Source organism: Kribbella sp. (genome assembly GCF_035655035.1).
In the GTDB taxonomy this organism is placed as follows: Bacteria; Actinomycetota; Actinomycetes; order Propionibacteriales; family Kribbellaceae; genus Kribbella.
The window spans coordinates 1-7,644 of the sequence record NZ_DASRVN010000634.1 but is presented as its reverse complement, the minus strand read 5'-3'; the positions used below and the strand labels follow the sequence as shown (position 1 = coordinate 7,644).

General features: G+C 69.7%; 6 protein-coding genes and 1 pseudogene. 2 read left to right on the top strand and 5 right to left on the bottom strand.

Annotated features, from left to right (window positions below):
* A pseudogene (locus tag VFF46_RS33290) lies at positions 1 to 465 on the top strand (pyridine nucleotide-disulfide oxidoreductase); the annotation flags it as partial.
* A 187-nt stretch (positions 466 to 652) separates the two neighbouring features.
* Here VFF46_RS33290 and VFF46_RS33285 read toward each other — a convergent pair.
* Together VFF46_RS33285 and VFF46_RS33280 are read right to left on the bottom strand one after the other, a co-directional pair.
* Positions 653 to 1,282, bottom strand: coding sequence for a 2'-5' RNA ligase family protein (locus VFF46_RS33285; protein ID WP_325041216.1), 630 nt, complete (start codon positions 1,280 to 1,282; stop codon positions 653 to 655).
* Between the two features lie 11 nt (positions 1,283 to 1,293).
* Positions 1,294 to 2,610, bottom strand: coding sequence for a hypothetical protein (locus tag VFF46_RS33280; RefSeq protein ID WP_325041215.1), 1,317 nt, complete (start codon positions 2,608 to 2,610; stop codon positions 1,294 to 1,296).
* 274 nt (positions 2,611 to 2,884) lie between these two features.
* On the opposite strand from VFF46_RS33280, the gene VFF46_RS33275 reads away from it, so the two are divergent.
* Complete coding sequence (locus tag VFF46_RS33275; protein ID WP_325041214.1) at positions 2,885 to 3,394, top strand: hypothetical protein; 510 nt, start codon at positions 2,885 to 2,887, stop codon at positions 3,392 to 3,394.
* Here the strand turns inward: VFF46_RS33275 and VFF46_RS33270 are convergent.
* The 3 genes from VFF46_RS33270 to VFF46_RS33260 all read right to left on the bottom strand — a co-directional run bounded on the left by VFF46_RS33270 (position 3,391) and on the right by VFF46_RS33260 (position 7,329).
* Complete coding sequence (locus VFF46_RS33270) at positions 3,391 to 4,761, bottom strand: TrpB-like pyridoxal phosphate-dependent enzyme (protein ID WP_325041213.1); 1,371 nt, start codon at positions 4,759 to 4,761, stop codon at positions 3,391 to 3,393. The genes VFF46_RS33275 and VFF46_RS33270 overlap by 4 nt on opposite strands.
* Positions 4,762 to 4,955: 194 nt before the next feature.
* Positions 4,956 to 5,990, bottom strand: coding sequence for an adenosine deaminase (locus tag VFF46_RS33265; protein ID WP_325041212.1), 1,035 nt, complete (start codon positions 5,988 to 5,990; stop codon positions 4,956 to 4,958).
* 145 nt (positions 5,991 to 6,135) lie between these two features.
* Positions 6,136 to 7,329, bottom strand: a complete 1,194-nt coding sequence (locus VFF46_RS33260; protein ID WP_325041211.1) for a pyridoxal phosphate-dependent aminotransferase — start codon at positions 7,327 to 7,329, stop codon at positions 6,136 to 6,138.
* Positions 7,330 to 7,644 lie beyond the last annotated feature (315 nt).

Genomic DNA, 7,644 nt, shown 5'->3' with positions numbered 1-7,644 from the left:
CTTCCGCGCGCCGGCCTGTGCATCCGCCTCGGCGAGACTACGGCGTACGCCCCCGAAAAGGTCATCGGCGGCTACGCCCGCCCGTACGGCGGCCCGAACCTGTGGTCCTCCGAAGACCTGGCCTGGGACCCGACCCCCTGGGTCGAACTCGCCTGGCCCGAGCCGGTCACCCTCTCCGAGGTGGTCGTGATCCTCGACGACGACGTCCAAGAGGATCTCATCAACCTCCACCACCACCGCACCCCCTTCGAGTCCCTCCCCACCCTCCTGGCCGACTACTCCCTCGAACTCCGCAACAGCAACACCGCCTGGCAACCGATCGCCCACGTCACCAACAACCACCACCGCACCCAACACCACCACCTGGAGACCCCCACCGAGGCCACCCACCTGCGCCTGACGGCCCACCGCACCAACGGCGCGCCCCGGGCCCATGTGGTCTCACTGCGGGCATACGGAGCTTGAAGAATCTGTCAAGCGCTCCTCGGACACCAGCGGGCCAGTAGGCCGGAGGTTCTCGCAGGTCGACGCGAGAGCCCGCACCGTGGAGCGCACCAAACCGGCAGAACTCGCACCACCTGCCCTTGGGAGGGGCCCGGGCGGGTTGTCGGGCACCACCTGTGGCGGCTACCTGGCTCTCTGGTCGGCGAGCTCAGTCGTTCGGTTGGGAGTCGAGGGGCAGGCTGAGTTGTTGCGACCAGTGGTAGAGACGGCCGGTGCGCTGGAGCGCGAGCAGACGCAGTGTGGTGATCGAAAGCTCGCTGGATCGGCGCGGGTGAGCTGCGAGCCGCTTGGCCACTGGGTAGGCGGCGGCCTGGCTGTTGCTGTAGGCAAGGGTGATGTGGGGATCGAGCCCGGGAAGTTCCGGGACCGCGTCGTCGCCCCAGACGTCCACCATTGCGGCTCGGGTGAGCGCGCGGAGGTGCTGGAGCGGCTCGGCCGGCCGGACGACGAGGCGGATCGATTCCGGTTCGAGCACGGCGGGCCCGGCCGTGACCGGGACGGCGCCGAAACCGATCACGCGCCGGCCGGTGGCGTCGACGATGTCCTTCAGGTCCACGTCCGGGACCCGGTCCGCGAAACCGACGCCTTGCACGGCGAGCTGCAACCCCTGCGGTGGAACGGGGGTGAAGCCTGGCAGGTCGTCGAGCAAGTCGGAGTAGGCCTCCTGGAGGGCGGCGACCTCGGAGCTGTCCTCGAAGGTGATGTGCCAGGCGTAGAAGACGCGACCGGGACGCCAGCCGGGGCGCAGGGACCAGTGATCTCGGAGTTCGTGGAACATCGCGGTACCTCTCAGTTGCTCGCGGCGGGCCGGGTGGCAGGGTGTCGGGCGAAGACCCGGATCGCCTCGTGCAGGTCGCGGCCCTTCGGGTCGTTCGCGTGCTGGCTCATGCGGGTCAGGGCGGCAACCTCGCTGATGCGATGGACCAACGGCCGGACCCGATACTCGACCGGAGTGGTCAGGACGACGGCGACGGCCTCCGCCGCGCCGTCGAGTTCGCCGAGCTGCAGGTGTGCCTTCGCCTGCTGGAGCCTGGTCATGCGTTCGGATCCGAAGTTGCGGACGAGATGCGGAGACGCCTCGAACAAGGCGATCGCATGGTCGGCGTGTTGCAGAGTGAGGTGCGCTTCACCGAGTGCCAGGTGCGCGTCGGACCAGATGCCCTCGGCGCGTTCCGGCGTACAGAGGAAAGGACCGCCGAGTTCCTGGCTGTCGGGTCGGACGGTGGTGCGTTTCGCGATCGTCAGCGCGTCCCGCGCGTCGGCATGACGTCCGGACCGGGCGAGATCCACAGCGAAGGCGCCGGCCAGGAAGAGCGCCGAACTGCCCGTCGCGTAGCGCAGCCCGTCCTCGGCGTACGACGCCGCCCGGGCGAAGTCGTCCTGCCAGAACGCCGCCGTGTGCTGGGTTGCCCGAACCCAGGCGCGGAGATCGTCGCGATCCGCGGCCTCGGCACACGCCCACGCCGTCCGGGTGTGATTCTCGGCCACGTCCGGCCGGCCGAGGTCCACCGAGATCCAGGCCAGGAGATTGAGCGCCCACCCGGCCGCGGCGAACAGTTCGCGGGTCTGCTTCGGCGGCTGCCGGCCGGACAACAGGCGGAACGCCCGGTCCCGGATCGCCCGCCCGCGCAGGTACAGCGGCTTCGTCGGGGAGCGGAGGTAGCTCTCGGTGATGCGCAGGATGTCGGCCTGGAGCTGCTCGACCGTCATGTCGCCGACATTCGACTCCTCGGCGAGCGCGAGCTGGGCGATCGACTCGTCCCCTGCCTGCACCAGTTCTTCGTCGAGATCGATCACCGAACTCACGCCGGGCTCGGGGTCGACGGCGCCGAAACCGCCCGGCGGGACGAATCCCAGTTCGCTGTCGTCGCTGACGTTCAGGACGTTGCGCAGGCCGGCCCGGTACGCCGCGCCCGGCCACCGGACCGCGCCGCGCTCCAGCTTCGCGAGGTAATGGCCGTCCAGCTCGTACTTTGTCTCGGTCGTCTGCCACAACCAGGAACAGACCGCGTCCGCGAGCTCGGCCCGGGACATCTGCTCGCCGGGGGTCCGCCGCGAGGGCGTCCGCTCGCGGGCGGCTCGCAGCAGGTCATTGGGCTCTGACATGCCGGTAACTGTAGGTGCGCGAACACCCACTGCGACCTCGATTTGGGGCCCTGTGGATGATCTGCCCCAAGCTGCCCCGAGCTGCCCGGCCATGCCCCGGACTTCCCGCTGTGGAAGGGTTTTCTCCGGTGCTGCCACCCATCCGATCCCCGGGTCCGGGGCAGATCGTCGCACTCGGTGCACGAACTGAGCGTGACTGGGTGGGGCAGATGCGGGCAGATCGGGGCAGATGCGGAGAGCTGGGCGTGGGGTCCGCTCGGTCTAGGGTGATTTCGTGCCTGAGGAAGCTGTCACCACACTGCATGCCGAACTGGAGCGGTTCGGGCGGGTGGAGGAAGGGTTCGCGTTGCTCGAGGTGTTCCTCGAGGTCGCGCGACCGCGGCTGGGGGCGGTGGTGCTGGATCCGGTCGGGTTGCGGTTGCCCTCGAAGCTCACCGACGATCGCGTCCTGGTGCAGAAGCTGATCGACGAGCTCGAGCAGGAGGCGGCCGGGAAGGCGCGGGTGATCGAGCGTGGGTACGACATGGACGACGAGCAGGCGCGGTGGGACTACGTCCGGCTTGCGTACAGCTCGAACCAGGCGACGGTATGGAGCCGCCGGCAACGCACGACGTACTTCGAGGTGACCGCGCCGCAGCGGGCGACGTACTGGCTTCCGGACAGCTTGAAGGCCGAGTACTTCGACGCGTTGAGCGGGCGTGGTTGGGCGATCCCGGAGGACTGGCTGGCCGCCGTGGCGAAGCGGCCCAAGCCTTGGTGGAAGCGGGGTGGGTGGGGTGGTTAGCTCAGGGCTGGGAGTTTCGTGAGGGCTGCGGCGACGGCTGATCGGATGTCGGCGTCGGCCCAGCTGCGGTCGACGATGGTGTTGGAGAGGTAGGCGTCGTAGGCGGCCAGGTCCAGGTGGCCGTGGCCGCAGAGGGCGGTGAGGATGACCTTTTCCTCGCCGGACTCCTTGCAGAGCAGGGCTTCCTCGACGGTCGCGGCGAGGGCGTGGGTGGGCTCGGGGGCGGGGAGGATTCCTTCCGTACGGGCGAACTGGACGCCGGCGGCGAAGCACTCGGACTGGGGTTTGGCGACCGCCTCGATCTCGCCGGTCTCGTACAGGTGGCTGATCAGCGGGCTCATGCCGTGGTACCGCAGGCCGCCGGCGTGGATCGGGTCCGGGACGAAGTCGTGGCCCAGCGTGTGCATCTTCATCAGCGGCGTCATCCCGATCGTGTCGCCGAAGTCGTACGCGTAGGTGCCCTGGGTCAGCGACGGGCACGCGGCCGGCTCGACCGCGCGCACCACCGGGGACATCCGGCCGGCCCACCTCTCCCGCAGGAACGGGAACGCCAGGCCGCCGAAGTTCGACCCGCCGCCGGTGCAGCCGACGATCAGGTCCGGGGTCTCGCCGGCCATCGCGAGCTGGATCAGCGCCTCCTCGCCGATCACGGTCTGGTGCAGGAGAACGTGGTTCAGCACCGAGCCGAGCGCGTAGTGCACCTCCGGGTCCTGCACCGCGGCCTCGACCGCCTCGCTGATCGCGATCCCGAGCGAGCCGGTGGAGTCCGGGTCGGCGGCGAGGATCTTCCGCCCGGCCTCGGTCAGGTCCGACGGGCTCGGATGCACGGTCGCGCCGAAGACCTGCATCATCGTCCGCCGGTACGGCTTCTGGTCGTACGACGCCCGCACCTGCCAGACCTCGCAGTCCAGCCCGAACTGCGCGCAGGCGAAGGCGAGCGCCGTACCCCATTGCCCCGCGCCGGTCTCGGTGGTGAGCTTCCGGACTCCGGACTTCGCGTTGTAGTACGCCTGCGGGACCGCCGTGTTCGGCTTGTGCGATCCGGCCGGTGAGACGCCTTCGTACTTGTAGTAGATGCGCGCCGGCGTATCGAGCGCCTTCTCCAGGCGGTGTGCCCGGTACAGCGGGCTGGGCCGCCACAGCCGGTAGACGTCGAGCACCTCGCCCGGGATGTCGACGTACTGCTCCTGTGAGACCTCCTGCAGGATCAGGTCCATCGGGAACAACGGCGCCAGGTCGTCGGGCCCGATCGGCTGCCCCGTCCCCGGGTGCAGCACCGGCGGTGGGGGTGTCGGCAGGTCGTGAAGCACGTTGTACCAACGGGTCGGCAGCTCATCCTCTGGCAACAGGATCTTCGTCGGCGTCATGACGCAAAGTTATGCCCGCACCCCCGCCCCCACAATGACCCAAACCGGAACCCAACCAGCACTCATCCGGCCCTCAGACAGGTACGTGAGGAGATTGTTGGGTTTCGGGAACGCAACCAGCACTTATCCGGCGCTCAGGCAGGTACGTGAGGAGATTGCTGGGTTTCGGGAACCCGCCCGGCGCTCACCTGGCCTCAGGCAGGGACTGGGGCTGGGGCTCCTAGCCATTGGTTGATTTCGGTGAGGAGGGATTGCTGGGTTTCGGGTGGGGCGGTGGAGGCCAGGACCGAGGAGCGGGCCAGGTCGGCGAGTTCGGGGTCGGTGAAGTTGTGGACGGTGCGGGCGGTTTCGTACTGCTCGGCAAGACGGGAGCCGAAGAGGAGGGGGTCGTCGGCGCCGAGGGCGATGCGGGCACCGGATTCGTAGAGTTCGCGGAGGGGGACTTCCTCGGCGCTGCGGTAGACGCCGAGCGAGACGTTCGAGGCGGGGCAGACTTCCAGGGCGATCTGGGCGTCCACGACGCGTTTGAGCAGGTCGGGGTCCTCGACCGAGCGGACGCCGTGGCCGATCCGGCCGGCGCCCAGCTCGTCCAGGCAGGTGCGGACGGTGGCGGGGCCGCAGAGTTCGCCGCCGTGCGGTGCCGCCAGCAGGCCGGCGTTGCGGGCGATCCGGAAGGCCGGCGCGAACTCCGACGTCGTGCCGCGGCGCTCGTCGTTGGACAGGCCGAACCCGACCACGCCGCGGCCGGCGTACTGCGTGGCCAGCCGGGCCAGGGTGCGGGCGTCCAGCGGGTGCCGGGTGCGGTTCGCGGCGATGATCACCTGGACCTCGATCCCGGTCGACGCCGACGCGTCCCGGGCGGCATCCAGCACCAGGTCGGTGAACTCGGTGATCCCGTGGAAACGGTTCGCGTACCCGGACGGGTCCACCTGGATCTCCAGCCAGCGCGAGCCGTCGGCCCGGTCGTCCTCGGCCGCCTCGCGGACCAGGCGGCGTACGTCGTCCTCGGTCCGCAGCACCGAGCGCGCGATGTCGTACAACCGCTGGAACCGGAACCATCCGCGCTCGTCGGCCGCCGACAGCTCCGGCGGCCAGTCGGTGCGCAGCGCGTCCGGCAGCCGGACGCCGTGCTTGTCCGCCAGCTCGACCAGCGTCAGATGCCGCATCGAGCCGGAGAAGTGCAGATGCAGGTGCGTCTTGGGCAGCACCCGCAGATCCCGCTGCGTCATCACAGAAGGTTACCGACGCACAGCGCCGGGAGAGAAATCGGCGGACCTCCGCCACTGACCAAACCCCGGCAACAGGCAGCGCCGCCGCGGCGCTGAGCGTGCGCGCGGCGCCGCGCGCGGGGTTGGTCAGTGACTGGAGTCCGCCTCAACTCAGCAGCTTCGCGATCCGGCCGAGGCCCTCGGCCAGGTCGTCGTCGCCGAGCGCGTAGGACAGCCGCAGGTATCCGGGTGCGCCGAACGCCTCGCCCGGGACCACCGCCACCTCGACCTCGTCGAGGATCAGGTCGGCCAGTTCAGCCGACGTCGTCGGCGTACGGCCGTTGATCTCCTTGCCGAGCACGCCCTTGACCGACGGGTAGGCGTAGAACGCGCCGGTCGGCTCCGGGCACTCGACGCCGGGGATCTCGTTGAGCATCCGGACCATGGTCCGGCGCCGCCGGTCGAACGCGACCTTCATCTCGTCGACCGCGCTCAGGTCGCCGGACACCGCCGCGAGCGCGGCCCGCTGGGCGATGTTGCAGACGTTCGAGGTCTGGTGCGACTGCAGGTTGGTCGCGGCCTTGATGACGTCCTTCGGCCCGATCATCCAGCCGACCCGCCACCCGGTCATCGCGTACGTCTTCGCGACACCGTTCAGTACGACGGTCCTGTCCGCCAGCTCCGGTACGGCGACCGGGATCGACGTCGCGCGGGTGTCGCCGTACGTCAGGTGCTCGTAGATCTCGTCGGTGATCACCCACAGGTCGTGCTCGAGCGCCCAGCGGCCGATCGCCGCGATCGCCTCCGGGCTGTCGACGGCACCGGTCGGGTTCGACGGCGAGCAGAACAGCAGCGCCTTGGTCCGCGGGGTCCGGGCCGCCTCGAGCTGCTCGACGGTGACGCTGTAGTTCTGCGTCTCGTCGGCGAGCACCTCGACCGGTACGCCGCCGGCCAGCCGGATGGTCTCCGGGTACGTCGTCCAGTACGGCGCCGGCAGCAGGACCTCGTCGCCCGGGTCGAGCAGCGTCGCGAACGCGTTGTACACCGCGTGCTTGCCGCCGTTCGTGACCAGAACCTGCGCGGCCTCGATCTCGTACCCGGAGTCGCGCTTGGTCTTCTCGGCGATCGCCTGCTTCAGCTCCGGCAGGCCGCCGGCCGGGCTGTACCGGTGGTTCTTCGGATCCCGCGCCGCCGCGACGGCCGCCTCGACGATGTAGTCCGGCGTCGGGAAGTCCGGCTCGCCGGCGCCGAACCCGATCACCGGGCGGCCGGCCGCCTTGAGAGCCTTCGCCTTGCTGTCCACCGCCAGCGTCGCCGATTCACTGATGGCGCCGATCCGCGCCGAGATCCTGGAACCCATGCGCCCATCCTGACACCACGCCGGACGCCGGTGCGCCCGGGTTTCAGGGGGTGGGCGGGAACACGCAGGGGGTGCGGTCCGTTGGGACCGGGTGGAGGCTGTATGGTTCTGACCGCGGTGCGGCGCCCAGGCAGGCGGGGCGTGCGGGCAGGCTGAGTTCGACCACGTGGCTCAGACCCCGTACACTTCTCTAGTCCGGGCGTTGATGGCCCTGATCCGGCATGCCCGAGATCAGGTCCGACGCGGCGTCCGGATGGATTGCAGAGGGCACTAGCTCAACTGGCAGAGCATCGGTCTCCAAAACCGAAGGTTGGG

Bases quoted from the DNA above. Each gene is read 5' to 3' on its own strand.
- VFF46_RS33265 (WP_325041212.1), bottom strand. From the start codon at position 5,990: ATGACGCAGCGGGATCTGCGGGTGCTGCCCAAGACGCACCTGCATCTG.
- VFF46_RS33260 (WP_325041211.1), bottom strand. From the start codon at position 7,329: ATGGGTTCCAGGATCTCGGCGCGGATCGGCGCCATCAGTGAATCGGCG.
- VFF46_RS33285 (WP_325041216.1), bottom strand. From the start codon at position 1,282: ATGTTCCACGAACTCCGAGATCACTGGTCCCTGCGCCCCGGCTGGCGT.
- VFF46_RS33270 (WP_325041213.1), bottom strand. From the start codon at position 4,761: ATGACGCCGACGAAGATCCTGTTGCCAGAGGATGAGCTGCCGACCCGT.
- VFF46_RS33280 (WP_325041215.1), bottom strand. From the start codon at position 2,610: ATGTCAGAGCCCAATGACCTGCTGCGAGCCGCCCGCGAGCGGACGCCC.